We start from the raw sequence: 20929 nt of genomic DNA, 5'->3' as shown, positions 1-20929 counted from the left end.
CGCCCCCTAGCCCGCGTCGGACCGTCCGCGCCGGTCGTGTCTTAGCATGGCGTAGAGGACGTGATTGCGCCAGCGCCCATTGATCTGGAGATAGCTTTGCGCGACGCCTTCGTATTTGAAGCCCGCCTTTTCAAGCACCCCGCGCGACGGCGCGTTTTCGGGAAGGCAGGCGGCTTCCAACCGGCTCAGGTCCAGATCGCGGAAAGCGTAATGGGCGACGGCCTCAATCGCCTCCAGCATATAACCCTGACGCTGATGGGGCGCACCGATCCAATAGCCGAGCGTGCCCGCCTGCGCAGGACCGCGGCGGATATTGTCCAGTGTGATCGCCCCGACAAGCGCGTCATCGGCACGGCGGATCAGAAACAGCGGCACCGCGCTGCCGTTGCCCATGGATCGCTGCGCCCAGTAGACCCGGTTGGTAAAGCTTTTGCGCGTCAGGTGATCCGCGGCCCAGGTGGGTTCCCACGGTTGCAGAAACTTGGAGGAATGATCGCGCAGGCTGGCCCAGGCCCGATAGTCCGAATGAACCGGCAGACGCAGGCTCATGCGCTCGGTTTCAATACGGAGTCTCTTTTTGCGGGCAATCATCAGGCAGCCAGACGCTCCACCAAATCAGCGACGCGAGGGCCACGGTCGACAGGTCCATAAAGCGCCAAAGCCGCCTGCCCAGAACTGACCAATGCAGCGGCGTGGTCGCGCACGGCGGCCCGGTCGACAGCATCGATCCGGTCAATGCTTTCCTGAAGCGGGGGCACCCTGTCCCAGATCGCCACAAGCCGCGCCAGGCGTTCGGCACGCGCCGAGGGGCTTTCCAGCCCCATCAGCATCCCCGCCTTCATCTGTGCACGGGCGCGGTCGATTTCTGCCTGGGTCAGCCCGTCGACCGACCGCCGCACTTCCTCGATGGTCAGGTCGGACAAAGCCGCCAGATCCTCACCCCCGGTTCCCGCATAGATCGTCAGCATTCCGGTATCGTCATAGGCGCCGACCTGGGAATAGATCGTGTAGCACAGGCCCCGCTTTTCACGGACTTCCTGAAACAGCCGAGAGGACATGCTGCCGCCAAGCGCGGTCGCATAGATTTGCGCGGTGTAGATGTCATTGGACCGATAGCCCGGTGCCTCCAGCGCCAGGGTGAAGTGCGCCTGTTCCAGTTGCTTCACCTCACGCCGTTCGCCACCATGGAACACACCCGGTAACGCGGTGGAGATCTTGACCGCTGGCAGATGGCCAAACGCAGCCTCGGCCAGACGCACGATCTCGTCGTGGTCAACCGCTCCCGCCGCTGACAAGATCATTTGCCCCGGCCCGTAGTGCTCAGCCACAAACCGTTTCAGATCGGCCTTGTCGAAGGATTTCACCCGGTCCACCGGGCCAAGGATGGTTCGGCCAAGAGGTTGTTCTGGATAGGCCACCTCTTGCAGCCAGTCGAAGATGATGTCGTCGGGGGTGTCCAGCGCCTGCCCGATTTCCTGCAGGATCACACCGCGTTCCACCTCGATCTCTCGCGGATCGAATACCGGGTTCAGCAGGATGTCGGATATCAGGTCCATCGCCAGCGGCACGTCATCCTTCAGGACGCGGGCGTAATAGGCCGTGACCTCGCGGCTGGTATAGGCGTTGATATAGCCGCCCACATCCTCGATCTCCTCGGCAATTTGCAGGGCTGACCGGCGCTTGGTGCCCTTGAAGGCCATGTGTTCGAGGAAATGGGCAATGCCATTCTGTTCGGGCAGTTCGTGTCGCCCGCCAGCATTGACCCAGACGCCCACGGCCGCCGACTGCAGCCCCGGCATGTGCTCGGTCACGATGCGCATACCGTTTGCCAGAGTATGAAGTTGAACGGTCAAGCGGCGCGCTCCTTGCGGACGAGGGCCTGAAGCGCGGCCAGATCATTTTCCACGCGGGTCACACGCTCTTCACGATCAAAGAGATCAGCCATACGCGAGGGCAGGCCCGGACGAATGCCGCTGGCCTGTTCCACCGCATCGGGGAACTTCGCAGGATGCGCAGTGGCCAGCGTGATCATCGGTGTTGCGCCCAGATGGTCCTGCGCGACATGGACGCCCACGGCAGAATGCGGACACAAAAGCTCCCCCATCTCCGCGTTGGCGCGGGTGATCATGGCGAGCGTTTCCTCTTCCGAGCAGCGGCCAGAGGCGAAAAGCCCGCGCAGCCGTTCCAGCGCGCCTTGGGAAATCTTGAACCCGCCCTGCCCTTTCAATTCGTCCATCAATTGCGCCACGACCCCGCCGTCGCGGTCATAGACGTCGAAGAGCGCGCGTTCGAAGTTGGAGGACACCTGGATATCCATCGACGGGCTGATCGAGGGGGTGACGCCATGGGTTTCATAAGCGCCTCCGGAAATCGCCCGGTGCAGGATGTCGTTCTGGTTGGTGGCGATCACCAGCTGTTCAATCGGCAGCCCCATGCGCTTGGCGATGTAGCCTGCGAATATGTCACCAAAATTGCCCGTGGGCACGGTGAAGCTGACTGCGCGATGCGGTGCGCCGAGGGAAACGGCGGCGGTGAAGTAATACACGACCTGCGCCAGAACACGCGCCCAGTTGATCGAGTTCACGCCCGCAAGATGCACCTCGTCGCGGAAGGCATGGTCGTTGAACATATCCTTCAGCCGCGCCTGGCAATCGTCGAAATCGCCGGTCAGGGCGAGGGCGTGGGCATTCGCCTCGCTCACCGTCGTCATCTGGCGGCGCTGTACGTCGCTGACACGGCCATGGGGGAAGAGGATGAAGACATCGACATTGTTGAGGCCTCGGAACGCCTCCATCGCCGCCGACCCGGTATCGCCCGAGGTCGCGCCCACGATGGTCACTCGCTTGCCCGACCGGCTGAGAGAGGCCTGGAACAGCTGACCAATGAGCTGCATGGCGAAGTCCTTGAAGGCCAGCGTGGGCCCGTGGAACAGTTCCAGCAGGAAATGGTTCGGGGCAAGTTGCACCAAAGGCGCGCGCGCGTCGTGGCCGAAACCCGCATAGGCGCGAGCTATGATGTCAGCAAATTCCTCGTCCGTGAACGCATCGCCAATGAAGGGACGCATTACGCGGAAGGCGACCTCTTCGTAGCTCAGACCCGCCAGCGCGGCGATATCGGCGTGGCTCATGGTCGGGATTTCGGCGGGCACGTAAAGCCCCCCGTCGCGGGCCAGCCCGGTCAGCATCGCTTCTTCAAAACTCAGGTCCGGGGCCGCGCCCCTGGTCGAGACATAACGCATGGGTAATTCAGTGCCTTCAGTTCGCTCGCCTGCTGATACGCCAGACAAGATAGAGTGTCATCCCCAACCACACGGCCGCCAGCAGAAACCAGGTGATCGCGTAGGACAAGTGGTCGTTCGGAATCGCCCCGCTGTCCACGGGGAAGGGCGTCACGCCAAGGTCCGTTTGCGGCGGATCAAGCAATACCAGCAAGACGGGTTCGGTTTCCAGTGCCTCGGCCATGGCGGGGATATCGCGGGCGAACCAAATGCCTGCCTCCAAATCGGGCGCGGGGGTCTGGTTGCCGATCTCATCCGGCCAGTGCAGGTTGCCCACCAGATCAGCGGGGACATTGCCCGCGCGGGGCGTCTCGCGCTCGGTTTCCCGGACGAAGCCCATGTCGATCAGGATGCGCCGACCGTCCTCGGTCTCGAAATCGCGGATGATGCGAAAGACCGGCCCGGCGTTGCGGAGCGAAGCAAGGATGGTGATCTCGCCCGATCCGATCACACCGGAAACGGCGACGGGCAGGAACTGGTCCTCTTGCTCGTTCGGCGCGTCAGGCAAATCCACTGGCGCGGCCACGATCCGCGCGTCGATATCAGCCAGCAGGGCCTGTTTCCACGCCAGCCTGTCCACCTGCCAGAAACCGAGCTTAAGCAGGATGGCACAGCCAACCACACCGAACAGCAAGGGCAAGATCACCCGTTTCATTTGCTCGCGTCCTCCACGGGAAAAGGCCGACCCCGTGGCCGGCCCCTTGGTTTGTGTAGTGGCATAGTTGCCTGCTCGTTCATGTTCCAGCATGACCACGCACTGCTGGAACATGTCAGGCCGTCCCGCACAGACGGCCCGGTGGTTACAGGGCCGACTGACCCCAGATGTACACTGCGAAGAACAGGAACAGCCAGACGACGTCCACGAAGTGCCAGTACCAGGCAGCGGCCTCGAACCCGGCATGACGCTCGGGCGTGAAATCCCCCGCGATGGCACGGAACAGACAGACGGTCAGGAAGATCGTCCCGATGATAACGTGGAAGCCGTGGAAGCCGGTGGCCATGAAGAAGGCGCCGAAGAAGCGATCGCCGCCGAAGGTCCAGCCGTAATGGGCAATCAGTTCCCAGTATTCAAAGGCCTGAAGTCCGGTGAATGCGAGGCCCAGGATGATGCCGATGGACAGACCCCAGATCAGGTCCTTGCGGTTGTTTTCATGCACCAGTGCGTGGTGAGCCCAGGTCACGGCACAGCCCGACAGCAGCAGGACCAGCGTGTTGATCAGCGGCAGGTGGAACGCGTCGACCAGGTAGATTTCGGGCGTCACGTAGGTGGAGCCTTCATATTCGCTCATCGGGTAGAGCATGTGCTTGAAGAAGGCCCAGAACCACGCGAGGAAAAAGAACACCTCAGACAGGATGAACAGGATGAAGCCATAGCGCAGGCCGATCCGTACAACGGGGGTGTGGTCAACGCCGTTATTGCCTTCGTGCACCATGTCCTTCCACCAGCCGAACATGACGTAGAGAACACCGATCAGGCCGATGGCGAAAAGCCAGGGGCCATTTCCCGAAATCCACAGGACGACGCCAAAAAGCATCAGGAATGCCGAGACGGCCCCGAGGAACGGGTAAATCGAGGGTGTGAGAATGTGGTAGTCGTGGTTTTTAGCGTGGGCCATTTTGCGCGGTCCTTCCGTGGTCACTCACTGTCGCCGTCTAGCGCGGCGTATTCGTCTTCGGGCAAGTCCGTTTCGTAGAACGTATAGGACAAGGTTATTGCGGGGATGTGGCGTGCTTCCGAGTCGTTGACGATTTCGGGATCCACATAGAAGGTCACGGGCATCTCCACCCGCTCGCCTGGGTCAAGGATCTGCTGGGTGAAACAGAAGCATGCGATCTTGGAGAAGTACCCACCCGCCACATAGGGCGTGACGTTATAGGTCGCCGTACCGGCAATCGGACGGTCGGTCGGGTTGTAAGCGGTGTAGAAGGCCATGCCGGTTTCACCGATGCGAATTTCCATCGGCTCGGAGGGCGCTTCAAACTCCCATTCCATGTTGTGATCCAGCGATGCGTCAAAGCGGATCAGGATGGTCTGGTCGAGGATCACATCGCTGGCACTCTCGGAGACAGAGGTTGTTCCGCCGAAGCCGGTCACACGACAGAACAGGTCATAAAGCGGCACCGAGGCGAAGCCGAGCGCCAACATGAAACTGACGACACCCACCAGTTTCCAGACCGTCTTGCTGTAGTTTGGAGTTGGCTGGTCGGTCATTGGCTTTCCTCCTCACTTTGCGTAATTGACGGCCGCACTGAATGGTCGAAAGCCTCGACCGAGCCGCCATTGCGGATCTTGGACATGGTCAGCAGAAAGACGATGGCAACGAAGCCGATGAGCGTAAGAGCAACACCCAGGTTTCGGCCAAATCGGCGCTTGTGAATCTCGTGGGTTTCGGTGATCGGCATTCTACCAGCCCCCCAACCCGAAGTGACGCAGACCGGCCTCGGCCAGCAGCGCACCGAAATGCAGGAATAGATAGAGAAGCGAGAAACGGAAGACCTTCTTCTCGGTCTTGTAATCGTCTTCCAGAGCCTGCTCTTCGCTGCGCTTCCAGATGTCGTAGCCACCCTTGACGAAGAGGATGTTCAGCACCACCGCAGCCGCCATATAGACCGGACCACCGATCGAGGTCAGACCGGTTGCAATGGCCACGGGGGCCAAGAGCAGCGTGTAGACGAGGACCATCTTGCGGGTGTGGGGCCGCCCGTGCGTCACGGTCAGCATCGGCACCTTGGCCTCGTCATAGTCGGACTTCATGAACAGAGCCAGAGCCCAGAAATGGGGCGGCGTCCACATGAAGATCAGCGCGAACATCAGCACGGATTCGATTGAAATGCCGCCAGTTGCCACGGCCCATCCGATCATCGGGGGAAATGCGCCTGCGGCTCCACCGATGACGATGTTCTGCGGCGTGGAGCGCTTGAGCCAGACAGTGTAGACGACGGCATAGAAGAAAATGGTGAAGGCAAGGAATGCAGCGGCAAACCAGTTGGCCGCAAGACCCAGCATCACCACCGATAGGGCAGAAAGCCACAATCCGAGGCTCAGCGCTTCACCCGCAGTCACGATGCCCGAGGGGATCGGGCGTGACTGCGTGCGCTTCATGACACGGTCAATATCGCGATCATACCACATGTTCAGCGCACCCGAAGCACCGCCACCCAGGGCAATGAACAGGATCGCGGTGAAGGCATCGACCGGCGGAACACTGACCGGGGCGACCATCAGGCCCACGAAAGCCGTGAACACGACAAGCGACATTACGCGAGGTTTCAGCAAGGCGATATAATCGCCGAACTGTGCCTCCTGCGGAGTGCTGCTGGTATTCGCGGTGAAATCGCTCATCTCGGGCTCTTGTCGCTGGATTGAATGGGACCACGGGCGGGGACAGGTCCGCCCATGGTCATTTGTTTTAGGTTAGTTATCGACCGAGGCCAGCTCGATATCGCCCGCAAGGGACCCATCCATCAGCGAAGCGAAGTCGGTGCCGCCGGTGGACAGCCACGCCTCGTATTCTTCGGTGGTGACGGCCATGACGGTGATCGGCATGAAGGCGTGGTTCAGGCCGCAAAGCTCGGAACACTGGCCAAAATAGATGCCTTCGTTGCCTTCATCTACTTCGAACCAAAGCTCCGCCAGGCGGCCCGGAACACCGTCCTGCTTCACACCGAAGGAGGGGATGGTCCAGCTGTGGATCACGTCAGATGCGGTCACCTGCATCACGATGGTCTGGCCGGTTGGCACGACGACGGCGGTGTCGGTGGCCAGCAGGTATTCATCCTGGCTGTAGCCATACTCTTCCAGTTCGTCGCGAGTCAGCATGTAGCTTGCGAAATCGATATCGGTCCCGGGGTATTCATAGCTCCAGTACCACTGGTGACCGGTGGCCTTGATCACCACGTCGCCTTCCGGGATCTCCTGCTGGTTGAACAGCACCGGCAGAGAGAACGCGCCGATGAACACCAGGATGCCAAGCGGCACCAGCGTCCAGGTCACCTCGATCGGGGTGTTGTGGCTGAAGGTCGCCGGGGTCGGGTTGGACCGCGCGTTATAGCGCAGGACGACCCAGACCAGCAGACCAAGCACAAACAGGCTGATCGCAGCGATGATATAGAGCAGCATCCCGTTCAGGAAATGGATCTGCTCGGCTAGGCTGGTGGCCGCAGGCTGCCAACCGATGCCGCCCGGAGTGGGCGCGCCGATGATTTCCAGTCCCTCGGGTGCGGTTTGCGCGGCAGCCATGCCGGCGGCGAATGTTGCACCAATACCGGCCCAGAGGCCGTTCAGCTTCTTGAGAAGTTGCATTCTTATCGTCCTGTCCTTGCGGGGATCGGCCGGATCGGCCACGCTCACCCCCGTTGCGTCTATCTGGTGTAGAACCATATAGATGGGATCGTGACAAGACAGTGGTGAAAAATGTCTCACCTCGTCGATTGTACAGTTTTGGTTGATGCAAATCATTTTCGGCTTGGAAAGGGTCCTTCCCACATGACGCAAAGCGCTGCCTTCCGCCCCTTCGACACCCTGCTCGACAAGGACGCGGCCCTGTCCATTCTCCGCGCTGCCACCGATGGGGCCGACGATGGAGAGCTGTTTCTGGAGCGCAAACGCTCGGAAATGCTGTTGTTCGACGATGGTCGGGTCAAAACCGCCAGCTATGACGCGTCCGAAGGCTTTGGTCTGCGCGCCGTGCGCGGCGAGGTTGCAGGCTACGCCCACTCTACCGAAATTTCCGAGGCTGCACTGATCCGCGCCAGTGAAACCGCGCGTTTGGCCGTCGGTGATGGCGGCGGCACCTGGGCCGATGCGCCGCAGGCTACGAATCGCCGTCTCTACACCGATGCAGACCCGATGGCCGGTGCGGGATTCGGCGCAAAGCTGGATATTCTGAAAGAGGTCGACGCCTATGCACGCGGTCTGGACCCCCGGGTGGTGCAGGTGTCCGTCAGCCTTGCGGCGTCTCATCAGGAGGTCGAGATACTGCGCCCCGACGCGGTGCATGTCTCGGACGCCCGTCCGATGATCCGGGTGAATGTCTCGGTCATTGTCGAAGAAAACGGCCGTCGGGAATCCGGCAATGCCGGTGGCGGTGGTCGGGTGGAGCTTGGCGATTGGCTGGACCTGACCAACTGGCAGTCCCTGGCACGAGAGGCGCTGCGCATCGCTGTGGTCAATCTGGGTGCCGTTCCCGCCCCTGCGGGCATCATGGATGTGGTGCTTGGACCGGGATGGCCCGGCATTCTCCTGCACGAGGCCGTGGGTCACGGACTGGAGGGCGATTTCAACCGCAAGAAGAGTTCCGCCTTCGCAGGCCTGATGGGCAAACGGGTGGCCTCCAAGGGCGTGACCGTGCTGGATGATGGCACCATCCCCGACCGGCGCGGCTCAATCACCGTGGATGATGAGGGCACGCCGTCCTCCAAGACCACGCTGATCGAGGATGGCATCCTCGTGGGTTTCATGCAGGACCGCCAGAATGCGCGTCTGATGGGGGTTCCTCCAACCGGCAATGGCCGGCGCGAAAGCCATTCACATGCGCCGATGCCGCGGATGACCAACACCTATATGCTCGGCGGTGACACCGACCCCGGCGATATAGTGGCGAGCCTCAAGGATGGCATATACGCTGTCGGGTTCGGCGGCGGCCAGGTGGATATCACCAATGGCAAGTTCGTGTTTTCCTGCACCGAGGCGTACCGGGTTGAAAACGGCAAGGTCGGCGCGCCGGTCAAGGGCGCAACGCTGATCGGCGACGGGGCAACGGCGCTGAACCAGATCCGCGCGATCGGCAATGACATGGCGCTTGATCCCGGCATGGGAACCTGCGGCAAGGCGGGCCAATGGGTGCCCGTCGGTGTCGGGCAGCCAACCGTTCTGATCGGCGGGCTGACCGTGGGTGGCTCGGCCGCGTGAGGCCATTTGCGGGCGGCATAAGGCGGGCCGACCCGCAGGACTACCCGGCGCTGGCGCGGCTGTGGCACGACGCCTGGCATGACGGCCACGCCAACGCGGTTCCCGCAGACCTGTTGCGCCACCGGGGGCCTGACTTTTTCACCGCTGAGATGCAGCGCATAGGCCCGGCCTGCCATGTTTGGGAAGGTCTTCATGGCGCCGAGGGTTTCGTGACGACCACAGGCCGCTGGATTGACCGGTTGTTCGTATCTCAGCCCGCGCGCGGCGGTGGCGTCGCGGGGCGGCTCATGGCCCATGCCGAAGATCTGTTGCGCGCCGGGGGGCATGACGAAGGCTGGACCGACGCCCTTGTCGGCAATGACCGTGCGCTTCGGTTTTACCAGCGGCAGGGCTGGCGACTGGATCGGATCGAGGCGATTGAGGTTCCGACCCCGGACGGCCCCATTACCCTGCGTACCCGTATCTTGCGAAAGGGCCTGACTGACGCATGACCCAGCATCCCTTGCTCCGCCCGGCTCGGTCCGAGGATATCCCCGCACTGGCCGCGCTTTGGCACGCGGGCTGGCACGAGGCCCACGCCGCCTATACGCCGCCTGCCCTGACGGCCCTGCGGACAGAAGAGGATTTTGCCCGGCGTCTTGTTGCCTTGCTACCTGACACAGTCGTGGCAAGCGATGGATCTGCACTGGGGTTCTGTTCGATCCGCGATGATGAGATCTACCAGCTATACGTCGCGCCAGAAGCCCGTTCAAACGGGCTTGCCGGCCGGCTCCTCGCGGATGGAGAGGCCCGGCTGGCCGCGCGTGGTGTCGGGCTGGCGCGGCTTGATGTCGGGGTCGAGAACGACCGCGCGGCGCGGTTCTATGCCCGGCAAGGCTGGGAAGAAACCGGCAGCGGAGAGGCGCCGGTCGACAGCTCCGCCGGGCCATTCCGCCTGCGCTTGCGATTTTTCGTCAAGCGGGTCTCTCTCGATCCGTAAACTCCCTGTTAACCCCCCTGCGCCTAGCCTTCCGACTCATGTGGATGGACAGCGACACAGGTTTTTATGAGGCGGCGACCGCCTATTGCCCCGGCCCGTCGGCGGACAACGCCGACCGCATGGCGCGACTTCGGCTGATCCGGTCTCGTCGGGTGGGGCCTGCCACCTTTCGGCGGCTTCTGGCGGAACATGGCAGCGCTGAGGCGGCCCTTGCGGCCCTGCCTGAGGTCGCAAAACGGGCAGGCGTAAAATCATACGAGGTCTGTTCCGACACTGCCGCGATGGCCGAGGTTAAAGCAGCCCGGCGTCTTGGGGCCCGAATGCTCAGCCTCGGCGATCCTGGCTACCCTGCCCATTTGGCCGATTGCGCCGATGCACCGCCGATCCTTTGGGCGCTAGGCGACACCGGTCTGCTGACCCGACCGTTGCTGGCCATGGTCGGCACCCGAAACGCATCTTCGCTTGGCGCAAGGATGGCGCGCAAACTGGCGGGTGAGCTGTCGGAGGCGGGGTTTGTCATCATTTCCGGCCTGGCACGCGGTATTGACGCGCTGGCCCATCACGCGGCCTTGCCGAAGGGGACAATCGCCGTGCAGGCCGGCGGGCTCGATGTGATCTATCCATCGGAGAACACCGATCTGGCCCATGCGATTGCCAAGAACGGCCTGCGCCTGTCCGAACACCCCTTCGGGCTTGAGCCGCAGGCGCGTCATTTTCCGCAACGAAACCGCATCGTGTCCGGCCTTGCCCGCGCGGTCATCGTTGTCGAGGCGGCGGCGCGGTCGGGCTCGCTGATCACCGCGCGCAACGCGCTGGACCAAGGGCGCGAGGTGCTGGCCGTGCCCGGTCATCCGATGGACACCCGCGCCTCTGGCTGCAACATCCTGTTGCGCGACGGGGCCACTTTGGTGCGTGACGCGGAAGATGTGATTGAAGCCATCGGCCCCGCCATCACCACCCGTCAGGCGGAATTGCCCTTGGCCAAAGCCACCGACATCCCGCAGCAGCCCGAACGCGACTGGCGGGATCGCGCGGCACTGAATTCCCGCATCCTGTCACAGCTTGGCCACGCCCCGGTGGCGGAAGATCAGCTGTTGCGCGATCTGGGGATGAGCCCGGCAGACGCCGCTACGGAACTGGCGCGGATGGAACTGGATGGCTCGATACATCGCCAACCCGGAGGGCTGATTTCCCTGGCCTCAGGTCAGCAAAGTGGCTCGGGGAAGAAATCTCCATAGTTGCGACAATCCCACCCCCACCACCATGCATCGGTGGCGCCGATGGAGTATTCAACGATCTGCCAATAGGTGCCCGGACGATACAAATAAGCCTGCACCGTAGGGCCGTCGATCAGATCGGGTGGGATGCCCTCCACGATGACCAGGGGCGTGGAGGCAAGATCAATCGGTGTCCCGCCCGGGCGTTGCGCTGTCAGGTTCGCGACCGCCCGCCGGTCCTGAACCAGCAGGGTATCGACAACAAACTCCACCGGTCCTCCGAAACGCGGTTCCACATCGCGACGGATCGCGTCGAGCAGTTCGGCCCGCAGCGCGCTGCCGCGCGGTGGCTCGACCGGGTCGGCATGGGCGGTAATAGAAAGGCAAAGCCAAAGGGCGAGCAAAAAGAGAAATCTCATGGATGAGGTCCCTGAGGTTGAATGGCCGCATTGTCTTTTTCCGATAGCGCATTGACAAGCCCCACCAGAGCGACACATGTTCCCGCGCCACCCGTCATCCGTTGCCCAGAGGTCATTCTGAATGCCAGTCGTCGTCGTCGAATCCCCGGCTAAAGCCAAGACAATCAACAAATATCTCGGGGATAACTTCACCGTTCTGGCCTCTTATGGGCATGTGCGCGACTTGCCGCCAAAGGATGGTTCGGTCGATCCGGACCAGGATTTTGAGATGCTTTGGGAGGTCGGCAACGACAGTAAAAAGCATGTGAAGGCCATCGCCGACGCGCTGAAAGATGACGATACACTGATCCTCGCAACCGACCCCGATCGCGAGGGCGAGGCGATTTCATGGCATCTGCAACAGGCGCTGACCAAGCGCCGCGCGATCAAGAAATCGACGGAAGTCAGCCGCGTCGTGTTCAACGCGATCACCAAATCCGCCGTGACCGAAGCGATGAAAAACCCGCGCCAGGTGGATGAACCGCTGGTCGAGGCATACCTCGCCCGCCGCGCGCTTGATTATCTGGTGGGTTTCAAGCTGAGCCCGGTTCTGTGGCGCAAACTGCCCGGCGCGCGGTCGGCCGGCCGGGTGCAGTCCGTCTGCCTGCGGCTGATCGTCGAACGCGAAATGGAGATCGAGGCGTTCACCGCCCGCGAATACTGGTCGGTGCGCGCCGTGCTGGAAACCCCGCGGGGGCAGACGTTTGAAGCCCGCCTGACCACGCTCGGCGGCAAGAAACTGGACCGCTACGATCTGGACAACCAGGCCGCCGCCACCATGGCCGTGCAGGCGGTGTCTTCGCGGGCGCTCAGCGTCGCATCGGTTGAGGCCAAACCCTCAACCCGCAACCCCTCTGCCCCCTTCATGACCTCGACCTTGCAGCAAGAGGCCAGCCGCAAGTTCGGTTTCGGCGCGCGTCAGACAATGAACGCGGCGCAGCGGCTCTATGAGGCCGGGCACATCACCTATATGCGGACCGACGGGATCGACATGGCGCCCGAAGCGGTCAGCGCCGCCCGCGACGCGATCAAGGATCGCTACGGGGCCGATTACCTGCCCTCCTCCCCGCGCATCTACAAGAACAAGGCCAAGAACGCCCAGGAAGCCCACGAATGTATCCGCCCCACGGATATGTCGAAAGATCCCGCCAGCCTGCGGGTGTCCGAGGCCGATCAGAAGAAGCTGTATGAGCTGATCTGGAAACGCACCATCGCCAGCCAGATGGAGGCTGCGCGGCTGGAGCGAACCACGGTCGATATCAGCAGCGATGACGAACAGGTCGTGCTGCGCGCCACAGGTCAGGTGGTTATGTTCGACGGGTTCATGAAGGTCTATGAGGAAGGCCGCGACGACGATGCCGGGTCTGACGAAGATCGCCGCCTGCCGCAGATCAGCCAGGGCGATAAGCTGACCAAGGTTGGCCGCGCGATGGCTGATGAACATGCCCGCCTGACCGCAGATGGCAAGGCGCTGATCTCGGACGATGGCGCTGTTCTGGGCCAGCAACATTTCACGCAACCGCCGCCGCGCTATACCGAAGCAACACTCGTCAAGAAGATGGAGGAGCTTGGCATCGGACGGCCCTCCACCTATGCCTCGGTGATCACCACGATCCAGGATCGCGAATATGTGCGGAAAGAGAAAAACCGCCTGTTCCCGGAAGATAAGGGCCGGATCGTCACGATCTTCCTGCTCAATTTCTTCCGCAAATATGTGGGCTATGAATTTACCGCCGAACTGGAACAAGAGCTGGATGAAATCTCGGCCGGGGATCTGAATTACAAGGCGGTTCTGGCGAAGTTCTGGCGCGATTTCTCTGCCGCAATTGCCGAAACCTCGGAACTGCGCATCACCGAAGTGCTGGACAAGCTGGACGCGGCCCTTGCCCCGCAGCTGTACCCGCCCCGCGAAGATGGCACGGACCCCCGCCAATGCCCATTGTGTGGCGAGGGCAACCTGCATCTGAAAACCTCGCGCACTGGTGGCTTCGTCGGCTGCTCGCGCTACCCCGAATGCCGTTACACCCGCCCGATTGGCGGCGATGCAGATGCGCAGGCGGGGGACAAGGTTCTGGGCTATGACGAGGGCGAGGCGGTGACGCTGCGGTCCGGCCGGTTCGGACCGTACGTGCAAAAGGGTGAGGCAAGCGAGGAAAACAAGAAGCCGCCACGCGCCTCGCTGCCCAAGGGCTGGTCGGCGGATGCCATGGACCTCGAAAAGGCGCTGACGCTGCTGAGCTTGCCGCGCGAGATTGGCCCGCACCCGGAAGACGGCAACATGATCAGCGCCAATTTTGGCCGTTTCGGGCCCTATGTCATGCATCAGGCGGCTGATGCCGACAAACCCACCTATGCCAATCTGCGCGATCCAAATGACGTGTTCGAGATCGGCATGAACCGGGCAGTGGAACTTCTGGCTGAGAAGCGGTCTCGCGGGCCGGGTCGTGGCCGCACGGCTGTGGCACCGCTGAAGGAACTGGGCGAATACCCGGATCGCGGCGGCGCGGTGAGCGTGATGGAGGGCCGCTACGGGCCTTACGTGAAATGGGAAAAGGTGAATGCCACCATTCCCAAGGACGTGAAACCCGAGGACGTGACCATGGAGATGGCGGTGGAGCTGATCGTGGAACGCGAAGCCAAGGGCGGCAAGAAGAAGCCTGCTCGCAAGAAAACCGCGAAGAAATAGATCTTCGCGGGCATCGCCCCGAGGCAAAATATGGCCAAAACGGTTGGGATGGGTTGAACTCCTGCCCGTCCTTGCCGACATGTCTGTGACCCGTTCCAGATGAAAGCCGACATGCCCGATATCGCCCCCCTGTCCGCCCGCCCCGAGGTGCTCGATTTCCTGCTGACCCGCCGGTCGCGCCCTGCCAAAACACTGACCACCCCTGTGCCGGACCGTGCGACTGTGGAAACCCTGCTGACCGCCGCTGCGCGCAGCCCGGATCACGGAAAACTGGAGCCATGGCGCTTCATTGTGCTGGAACGGGCGGCCAATCTGCGGCTGGCAGCGCTGACGCGTGATTGTGGCGCCATGGCCGGGATCGAACCCGAAAAGATCGAAAAAAACGCACGTTCCTTCGAAGACGCGCACCTGGTGGTGAGCGTGGTTGCCGGCCCGAAGCCCTCGGACAAGGTGCCGGAGGTGGAACAGGTCCTGAGCGCTGGGGCCGTTTGCCTTGCACTGGTCAATGCCGGGCTTGCTGCCGGATGGGGCGCGAATTGGTTAACGGGCTGGATGGCTTTTGACCGGCCTTTCCTCACCGAGGGGCTGGGGCTGGCTGATCACGAATTCGTCGCCGGATTCATTCATCTTGGTACCGAAACGAACGTGCCACCCGAACGCCCACGCCCCGACCTGTCCGCGATCACCTCTTGGGTAAGTAAATGATTTTCGAAGATTTTCTGAAGGCGGTTCGGCAACTCTCCGACCCGCGTTTCCTGCGCGTTCTGCTGATGGGTCTGGCGCTGACCGTGGCTTTGCTGGTTGGCATCTATTGGGTCTTCGCCACCGCCATCGGCTGGCTGGTGCCCGATACGATAGCCCTGCCCTGGATCGGCGAGATCGGCGGCATTGACGCGGCGCTGTCCTGGGCGGCGATCCCGGTGATGCTGGTGGCCTCGATTTTCCTGATGGTGCCCGTGGCCTCGGCCTTTATCGGCATCTTTCTCGACCAGATCGCCGATGCCGTGGAGGATCGCCACTATCCCAACCTGCCGCCTGCACGAAAGGTCGGTCTCGTGGAAGGGCTTGCCGACAGCGCGAAGTTCCTGGGTGTGCTGATCGGGGTCAACCTTGTCGCGCTGGTCGCCTATATCCTCTTCGCCCCGATCGCGCCCTTGCTGTTCTGGATCGTGAACGGGGTGCTATTGGGCCGGGAATATGCGCAACTGGTGGCCTTGCGGCGCCTGGACGCGGCAGGTGCGGCCACGTTTCGCAAACGCAACCGCACCCAGATTTTCGCAGCGGGCGTGCTGATGGCCGTGCCGCTGACGATCCCGGTCGTGAACCTGCTGGTTCCGATCCTCGGCGCCGCCACCTTTACCCATCTTAATCACCGTCTCAGTCGAGCTGACCGCCGAACCGGGTGAACAGATCGAAACTGTCGACCGTGATGCGGCCAGACAGGATCAGAGCCACAAGGATGGCCCAGATCGGAAGAGCCACCAGGGTGGTCAGCAGGAACTTCTTCTTGATCTGGATGTTGTCTGGCGCCGATGCGGGCGTACCGGGCACGATATTTCCCGTGTCGCCTTGGGTTTTCAGACGCAGGGGCAGCACGACAAACAGCGTCATGAACCAGACGACCGCCAACAGAACGAGTGAGGTAAACCAGCCCATTAGACCTGCTCCAGCTCAACGAGAGTACCGGTGAAATCCTTGGGGTGCAGAAACAGGACCGGCTTGCCATGGGCGCCGATATTTGGCTCTCCACTGCCCAGAACCCGCGCGCCCGAGGCTTTCAGCTGGTCGCGTGCGGCAAGGATATCCTCGACCTCGTAGCAGATATGGTGGATGCCGCCAGAGGGGTTTTTCTCCAGGAAACCGTTGATCGGGCTGTTATCCCCCAGGGGGTAGAGCAGTTCGATCTTGGTGTTGGGCAACTCGATGAACACTACGGTCACACCATGGTCAGGCTCATCCTGCGGCGGGTTCACCTTGGCACCGAGCGTGTCGCGATATTGCGCCGCCGCCGCGTCCAGGTCGGGCACCGCAATCGCCACGTGGTTCAGCCGTCCGATCATTGCATGTCTCCTTCATCTCTCGCTTGCGCAGCATATGGGGCCGCATGTGTGGGCTTGGCAAGCGGTGGATCGCCGCGCCCCCTCTGGCTGCGTTAACCCTCTGTCAACCTCGGGCGGGTCTAATGGGATTCAGAATCGCCTTGGGGGCTTTTGGACATGGACACCGAAACACGCAGACCGGATGAGGAGATCCCGTTTTTCAACCCTTTGCCAACGGCGGAACGCCCGCTTGCCGGGCTGACCGTTCTGGTCGTCGAAGACAGCCGCTTCGCGTCAGAGGCGCTGCGCCTGATGTGCCTGCGCTCCGGCGCGCGCATCCGGCGGGCCGACTGCCTGGCCTCGGCGCATCGACATCTGAACACCTATCGACCAAGTGTTGCCATTGTCGATCTGGGCTTGCCCGATGGATCGGGGCTTAGCCTGATCGACGAAATGCACGGTAGCAACCCGCGCGTTCCGGTTTTGCTGGCCACATCGGGCGCGGAGCGGAACGCTGCGGCGAAAGCTGCCCTGAACGCAGGCGCGGATGGGTTTCTGCCAAAACCAATGGACAGCCTGACCTTCTTCCAGACCGAGATTTTGCGACATCTACCAGACCACATGCAACCAAGCGGCCCGCGAAGCATGGACACGCTCGTGATCTATCCCGACCGGTTGGCATTGAGAGAGGACTTCATCCATGCGCTCGATCTGCTGGATCAGGATCCTTTACCGACCGACTATCTGCAACGCTTTCTGATGGGCATCGCCCGTAGCGCGACCGATACCGGGCTTTTGGAAACTGCTCGCGCCCTGCCCGCCCGACTAACCCATGCCGACCGTGCAAACCTGCGGACGTTGCTGGCCGATCGGGTGGCTGGAATGGAAGCTGTCTAAGATCTGGTAAAAGCCGGGTCGGATTTGGCACGCACCAGCCGCGTCAGATCTGACAGGGCCTCGATCTGAACGCCGTCAGCCGTGAAATTCGAGGGTGAGAGCCACGCGTTGTACGCTTCGCGCAACGCAGGCCATTCTGAATCGATACAGGCGAACCATGCCGTATCCCGGTTGCGGCCCTTGACGATGGTGGCCTGCCTGAAGATGCCCTCGTAGCTGAACCCGAGCCGCTGCGCCGCCCGCCTCGACGCCATGTTCAGCGCGTCGCATTTCCACTCGAACCGGCGATAGCCCGCCTTGAACACCCATTCCATCATCAGGAACAGCGCCTCGGTCGCTGCCCTGGTTCGCTGAAGCTCCGGGGCGAAGTTGATATGACCAACCTCGATCACGCCGACCTCTGGAGTGATCCTGAGAAAACTGGCCACTCCGCCGAAATGCCCCGTCTCTCTGTTTTGTACGGCATAGAACAGCGGGTCTTCCGTGCCCGTGATCTGGCGAATCCAACGGTGATAGGCTGCCGCCGAGGAAAACGGGCCGTAAGGCAGGTAGTCCCAGATCGCCGCATCGGCAGAATTGGCACGATGCAAGTCAGCCGCATGTAGATCGGCGTCGAGTCGCACCAGCCGCGCATATCGACCGTCAAGCGGCTCCAATCGCGGACGTGGCGGCGCTTCCCAGTCGGTCAAACTGGCTCCGAATCTCTTGTCGGTCATGTCACGCTCCACCTCCGCTTCTTCAAACGGCAGAAGATGGGATCAGGGAAAGAAGCGCAAGAACTTCAACGCAAAAGGCCGGGATCGGCTCCAAGTTCCAGCGACGGGAAAATCCGGCTTTCAAGGGCGGATGCTTCCGTGCCGAACAAGCCAGCCATCGCCCAAGCCGCATAGGCCCGCACATCACGGGTGGGCATCAGGTCTCGATCCGCGAAAAGATCGCCCGGCCCCAAACCGGGCCAGTCCCCCATGACCCGGCCACCACGAATGGCGCCGCCTGCCAACAGCAAGGCGCTGCCCGTGCCATGGTCGGTGCCGGCCGAGCCGTTCTGGCGCACCGTCCTGCCGAACTCTGTCATGGCCAGCACAACGGTTTTGTCCCAATCCGGCCCAAGCCCGTCGCGCAGGTGCGTTATCGCACTGGACAGGTGGCGCAGCGCCCTGCCCATCCGGTTCACCTGCCCGCGATGCGTGTCCCACCCGCCAAGCGAGAAGCTTGCGATCCTTGCATCGGCGCGCAGCCGTTCGGCGGCGAACCCGGCAAGGGACCCTGCCGTTACAGAGCTGTTGGAGGCGGATATGCTGTCGGCCATCGCCGCCATCATGTCATCCTCGCTCATATCGCCATCTGACAGGGCCCCGCGTAGTAGATCGGAATAAAATTCAGCGCCCTCAAAGGCTTCCCGGAAAAGAGGGTCGTCATGATAGAGCATCCCAAGAAGGTCCGACGTGGCCGGGGACAACCCAAGCTGCGATGCTGGCGACCAGGCCACCGACGGTGCGGCCCCACGCAAGATCAACGCCTCTTCCCGGCCAACAGCCAAGGCTGTTTCGCGTGTGGCCCCCGGCATGATCTGGACCAACCGGTTCAACCAGCCATCTTCGTATGACCCTCCGAGCCGATCCGCCCCGGTGCCTGCCTCCAGCAGATCCTGGCCATCGAAATGGCTGCGCTGATTGCGATATGGCGTGGAAACCGCATGTGCAAACCCCAGTTCACCTGACTGCCAAAGCGGCATCAACTCTCCTAGGCCGGGATGAAGCGAAAAGAACCCGTCCAGATCATGCGCGCCGGCAGCGGGACCGATAGCGAAATCGGGACGGGCGGCGGCGAAATGCGGATCTCCGTAAGGTTGCACGAGGTCGAGCCCATCCATGGCACCGCGCAGAAGGATCACCACCAGACGGTTTTCGGTCGGGGCAGACGCGAAGGCAACAGGGGTCAGCAACGGGCTGGCGGCCGCGGAACAACCGATGGCCGAGGCGCGCAACAGCAGATCGCGGCGGGTCAGACGGGACATCGGCTTAACTCCTCTGAAACGCGGGCGAGGCAAGGATCAGCCCGATGCCCTCGACCCGGCTTTCCGCTCGGGTCGCAGCCAGCAAAAGCTCTGCCGGGGCAGCATCGCCTAGCGCGTCGCGAACAAAGGCCCGTGGATCGGGCAGGTTGGGGCGCAATTCGGACGGAACGGTCATGCACCAGCCGATCCGTGCGGCAAGGGTCTGTGGGCCGATCCATTCCGCATCATCGTCGAAATAACCGTCCGGCCCCGATGCATTCTGCCACCCCTGCCCCATGGCCGCCATCGGACGAAGCGCGAGGTTGCGAAGGCGCGGGACGCGGGTCTGGACCCAAACCTCCGGTGGCACCTCCAGCGCACGCATGGCCGAGGTGAGAAAATGCAGCGGTTGCTTGACCCGGCCCGGTCCAGGTATCAGTGCAGCGGGATGTGTCAAAAGCGTTGCCGTCACCGCCGCCAGATCGCCGCCGGTGTCCATCCAGACCGCCTGCATTGCCGCCACCAGCCCCGGATCAGGCGTGTCAGACAGGAAGTGATCGGCCAGCTTGCGGCTGATATGGCGGGCGGTTTCAGGCCGCATTGCCAGGTCGCGCAGGACCGCGCGGATATCCGAAAGCTGTGCCGGATCGCTTCCACCATAGCTTTGCCCCAACACGATCTCGGCCCCTGGTTCCGCGTTGTTGGGGCGAAAAGCCAGCTCGCCGTTCCGCGTGATCCCGAGCCCGGTCAAAAGCTCTGCCATTTGCCGCACATCGGTTTGGGTGTATCCGCCATCGGCCCCGACCGTATGCAGTTCCAATAATTCTCTTGCCAGGTTTTCGTTCAGGCTTGCGCCCCGGCGCAGACCGGTGACGGAATTTGGCCCATAGGACCGTTCCTGATCGAGATACAGCACCATGACAGGATGCAGGATTGCAGCCTCCAGCATGTCGCTGAATCGGCCCGCAACATGGGGGCGGATCGTTTCGTCGATATAGGCAGCAATCCCGCCGCGCATGAAACTGCGCCCGCCGACAGTGGTGAAGTGATCGGCCCAGAACCAAACCAGCCGTTCCCGCAGCCCATCAGGATCGGCCATGCCGCGCGCAATGGTTAGGGTCATCTGGTTCACGATTTCCCGGTTCAGCGCGTCGCGGACTGCACGGAATGCCTGCAGCGCCTCTTCGCTTTCGTCGCGCGCACGCTGTAGCCGCGTATATTCAAGACGGAACGCGACACGGGTTTCAAAGCTCTCGAACGGGAAGGCTGAAATCATCCGGTCAGGACCAGACAGCGCGGTCAGCATTTCCTCCGGATGCATGGCGGGAGTGCCGGGCCGCAGCCCGGTGCCAAAGCGGATTGTGGCCTGGGCCGCAGATAAGGTCATTGGATTGGGTACACAGGATTACACATGTGATCCAAGATAGCCCGCTTATCGCCGGCACCAAAGGCCCAGACCCATAAAAAGC

Annotated in this window: 23 protein-coding genes; 8 read left to right on the top strand and 15 right to left on the bottom strand. The window is 62.2% G+C overall.

Annotated elements, in window-relative coordinates; translation table 11 throughout:
• Positions 1–6: 6 nt before the first annotated feature.
• The 9 genes from ACROHD_RS04150 to coxB form a co-directional block, all read right to left on the bottom strand.
• Positions 7–591 (bottom strand): GNAT family N-acetyltransferase, encoded by a 585-nt coding sequence (locus tag ACROHD_RS04150; protein ID WP_432676088.1) that lies wholly within the window; start codon positions 589–591, stop codon positions 7–9.
• Positions 591–1853 carry a M16 family metallopeptidase gene (locus ACROHD_RS04145; protein WP_432676087.1) on the bottom strand — a complete coding sequence of 421 codons (1263 nt, stop codon included), beginning with the start codon at positions 1851–1853 and terminating at the stop codon, positions 591–593. The genes ACROHD_RS04150 and ACROHD_RS04145 overlap by 1 nt, the downstream gene beginning before the upstream one ends.
• Positions 1850–3238 (bottom strand): threonine synthase, encoded by a 1389-nt coding sequence (gene thrC, locus ACROHD_RS04140; RefSeq protein WP_432676085.1) that lies wholly within the window; start codon positions 3236–3238, stop codon positions 1850–1852. Before thrC ends, ACROHD_RS04145 begins: the two co-directional genes overlap by 4 nt.
• Positions 3239–3254: 16 nt before the next feature.
• On the bottom strand, positions 3255–3932 hold the full coding sequence (locus tag ACROHD_RS04135; RefSeq protein WP_432676084.1) for an SURF1 family protein: 678 nt from the start codon (positions 3930–3932) through the stop codon (positions 3255–3257).
• Between the two features lie 145 nt (positions 3933–4077).
• On the bottom strand, positions 4078–4893 hold the full coding sequence (locus ACROHD_RS04130) for a cytochrome c oxidase subunit 3 (RefSeq protein ID WP_432676083.1): 816 nt from the start codon (positions 4891–4893) through the stop codon (positions 4078–4080).
• Positions 4894–4913: 20 nt separating this feature from the next.
• Positions 4914–5489: a cytochrome c oxidase assembly protein gene (locus ACROHD_RS04125; RefSeq protein ID WP_432676082.1), complete on the bottom strand. Its 576-nt coding sequence runs from the start codon at positions 5487–5489 to the stop codon at positions 4914–4916.
• A complete protein-coding gene (locus ACROHD_RS04120; protein ID WP_432676081.1) occupies positions 5486–5680 on the bottom strand; it encodes a cytochrome c oxidase system small membrane protein in 195 nt (64 codons plus the stop codon). Before ACROHD_RS04120 ends, ACROHD_RS04125 begins: the two co-directional genes overlap by 4 nt.
• Before the next feature lies 1 nt (position 5681).
• A complete protein-coding gene (cyoE, locus tag ACROHD_RS04115; protein ID WP_432676080.1) occupies positions 5682–6620 on the bottom strand; it encodes a heme o synthase in 939 nt (312 codons plus the stop codon).
• A 72-nt stretch (positions 6621–6692) separates the two neighbouring features.
• Entirely contained in the window at positions 6693–7580 is an 888-nt protein-coding gene (gene coxB / locus ACROHD_RS04110) for a cytochrome c oxidase subunit II (protein WP_432676078.1), read from the bottom strand.
• 183 nt (positions 7581–7763) lie between these two features.
• Between coxB and tldD the strand changes: the two genes are divergently transcribed.
• Genes tldD through dprA form a run of 4 tightly spaced genes read left to right on the top strand, consistent with a single transcriptional unit; the run spans position 7764 to position 11405 of the window.
• Positions 7764–9188 (top strand): metalloprotease TldD, encoded by a 1425-nt coding sequence (gene tldD / locus ACROHD_RS04105; RefSeq protein WP_432676077.1) that lies wholly within the window; start codon positions 7764–7766, stop codon positions 9186–9188.
• Positions 9185–9679 carry a GNAT family N-acetyltransferase gene (locus ACROHD_RS04100; protein WP_432676075.1) on the top strand — a complete coding sequence of 165 codons (495 nt, stop codon included), beginning with the start codon at positions 9185–9187 and terminating at the stop codon, positions 9677–9679. Before tldD ends, ACROHD_RS04100 begins: the two co-directional genes overlap by 4 nt.
• Positions 9676–10167, top strand: a complete 492-nt coding sequence (locus ACROHD_RS04095; protein ID WP_432676074.1) for a GNAT family N-acetyltransferase — start codon at positions 9676–9678, stop codon at positions 10165–10167. Before ACROHD_RS04100 ends, ACROHD_RS04095 begins: the two co-directional genes overlap by 4 nt.
• A gap of 44 nt (positions 10168–10211) precedes the next feature.
• A complete protein-coding gene (dprA, locus tag ACROHD_RS04090; protein ID WP_432676073.1) occupies positions 10212–11405 on the top strand; it encodes a DNA-processing protein DprA in 1194 nt (397 codons plus the stop codon).
• Here dprA and ACROHD_RS04085 read toward each other — a convergent pair.
• Positions 11372–11803 carry a hypothetical protein gene (locus tag ACROHD_RS04085; RefSeq protein WP_432676072.1) on the bottom strand — a complete coding sequence of 144 codons (432 nt, stop codon included), beginning with the start codon at positions 11801–11803 and terminating at the stop codon, positions 11372–11374. The genes dprA and ACROHD_RS04085 overlap by 34 nt on opposite strands.
• 121 nt (positions 11804–11924) lie before the next feature.
• Here ACROHD_RS04085 and topA point away from each other — a divergent pair, with 121 nt between their 5' ends.
• The 3 genes from topA (at position 11925) to ACROHD_RS04070 (ending at position 15934) form a co-directional block, all read left to right on the top strand.
• Positions 11925–14528, top strand: coding sequence for a type I DNA topoisomerase (gene topA / locus ACROHD_RS04080; RefSeq protein WP_432676071.1), 2604 nt, complete (start codon positions 11925–11927; stop codon positions 14526–14528).
• 111 nt (positions 14529–14639) lie between these two features.
• Entirely contained in the window at positions 14640–15233 is a 594-nt protein-coding gene (locus ACROHD_RS04075; protein ID WP_432676227.1) for a nitroreductase family protein, read from the top strand.
• The gene (locus ACROHD_RS04070) at positions 15230–15934 is read left to right on the top strand and encodes an EI24 domain-containing protein (protein ID WP_432676070.1); all 705 of its coding nucleotides are present in this window, start codon (positions 15230–15232) and stop codon (positions 15932–15934) included. The genes ACROHD_RS04075 and ACROHD_RS04070 overlap by 4 nt, the downstream gene beginning before the upstream one ends.
• On the opposite strand, the gene ACROHD_RS04065 is transcribed toward ACROHD_RS04070, so the two are convergent.
• Together ACROHD_RS04065 and mce are read right to left on the bottom strand one after the other, a co-directional pair.
• Positions 15906–16184 carry a DUF1467 family protein gene (locus ACROHD_RS04065; RefSeq protein WP_432676069.1) on the bottom strand — a complete coding sequence of 93 codons (279 nt, stop codon included), beginning with the start codon at positions 16182–16184 and terminating at the stop codon, positions 15906–15908. The two genes, ACROHD_RS04070 and ACROHD_RS04065, sit on opposite strands and share 29 nt — an antisense overlap.
• Positions 16184–16588 (bottom strand): methylmalonyl-CoA epimerase, encoded by a 405-nt coding sequence (mce, locus tag ACROHD_RS04060; RefSeq protein WP_432676068.1) that lies wholly within the window; start codon positions 16586–16588, stop codon positions 16184–16186. The genes ACROHD_RS04065 and mce overlap by 1 nt, the downstream gene beginning before the upstream one ends.
• Before the next feature lie 156 nt (positions 16589–16744).
• On the opposite strand from mce, the gene ACROHD_RS04055 reads away from it, so the two are divergent.
• The gene (locus ACROHD_RS04055) at positions 16745–17464 is read left to right on the top strand and encodes a response regulator (protein ID WP_432676067.1); all 720 of its coding nucleotides are present in this window, start codon (positions 16745–16747) and stop codon (positions 17462–17464) included.
• Here the strand turns inward: ACROHD_RS04055 and ACROHD_RS04050 are convergent.
• The 3 genes from ACROHD_RS04050 to ACROHD_RS04040 all read right to left on the bottom strand — a co-directional run bounded on the left by ACROHD_RS04050 (position 17461) and on the right by ACROHD_RS04040 (position 20847).
• A complete protein-coding gene (locus ACROHD_RS04050) occupies positions 17461–18180 on the bottom strand; it encodes a GNAT family N-acetyltransferase (RefSeq protein ID WP_432676066.1) in 720 nt (239 codons plus the stop codon). The genes ACROHD_RS04055 and ACROHD_RS04050 overlap by 4 nt on opposite strands.
• Before the next feature lie 65 nt (positions 18181–18245).
• Positions 18246–19481 (bottom strand): DUF1501 domain-containing protein, encoded by a 1236-nt coding sequence (locus ACROHD_RS04045; protein WP_432676065.1) that lies wholly within the window; start codon positions 19479–19481, stop codon positions 18246–18248.
• 4 nt (positions 19482–19485) lie between these two features.
• Positions 19486–20847, bottom strand: a complete 1362-nt coding sequence (locus ACROHD_RS04040) for a DUF1800 domain-containing protein (protein WP_432676064.1) — start codon at positions 20845–20847, stop codon at positions 19486–19488.
• Positions 20848–20929: the final 82 nt, after the last annotated feature.

It is taken from the genome of Nioella aestuarii (assembly GCF_050896395.1).
Classification (GTDB): domain Bacteria; phylum Pseudomonadota; class Alphaproteobacteria; order Rhodobacterales; family Rhodobacteraceae; genus Nioella; species Nioella aestuarii.
The sequence above is the reverse complement of the archived record's forward strand: the minus strand, read 5'-3'. Positions and strand labels throughout refer to the sequence as shown.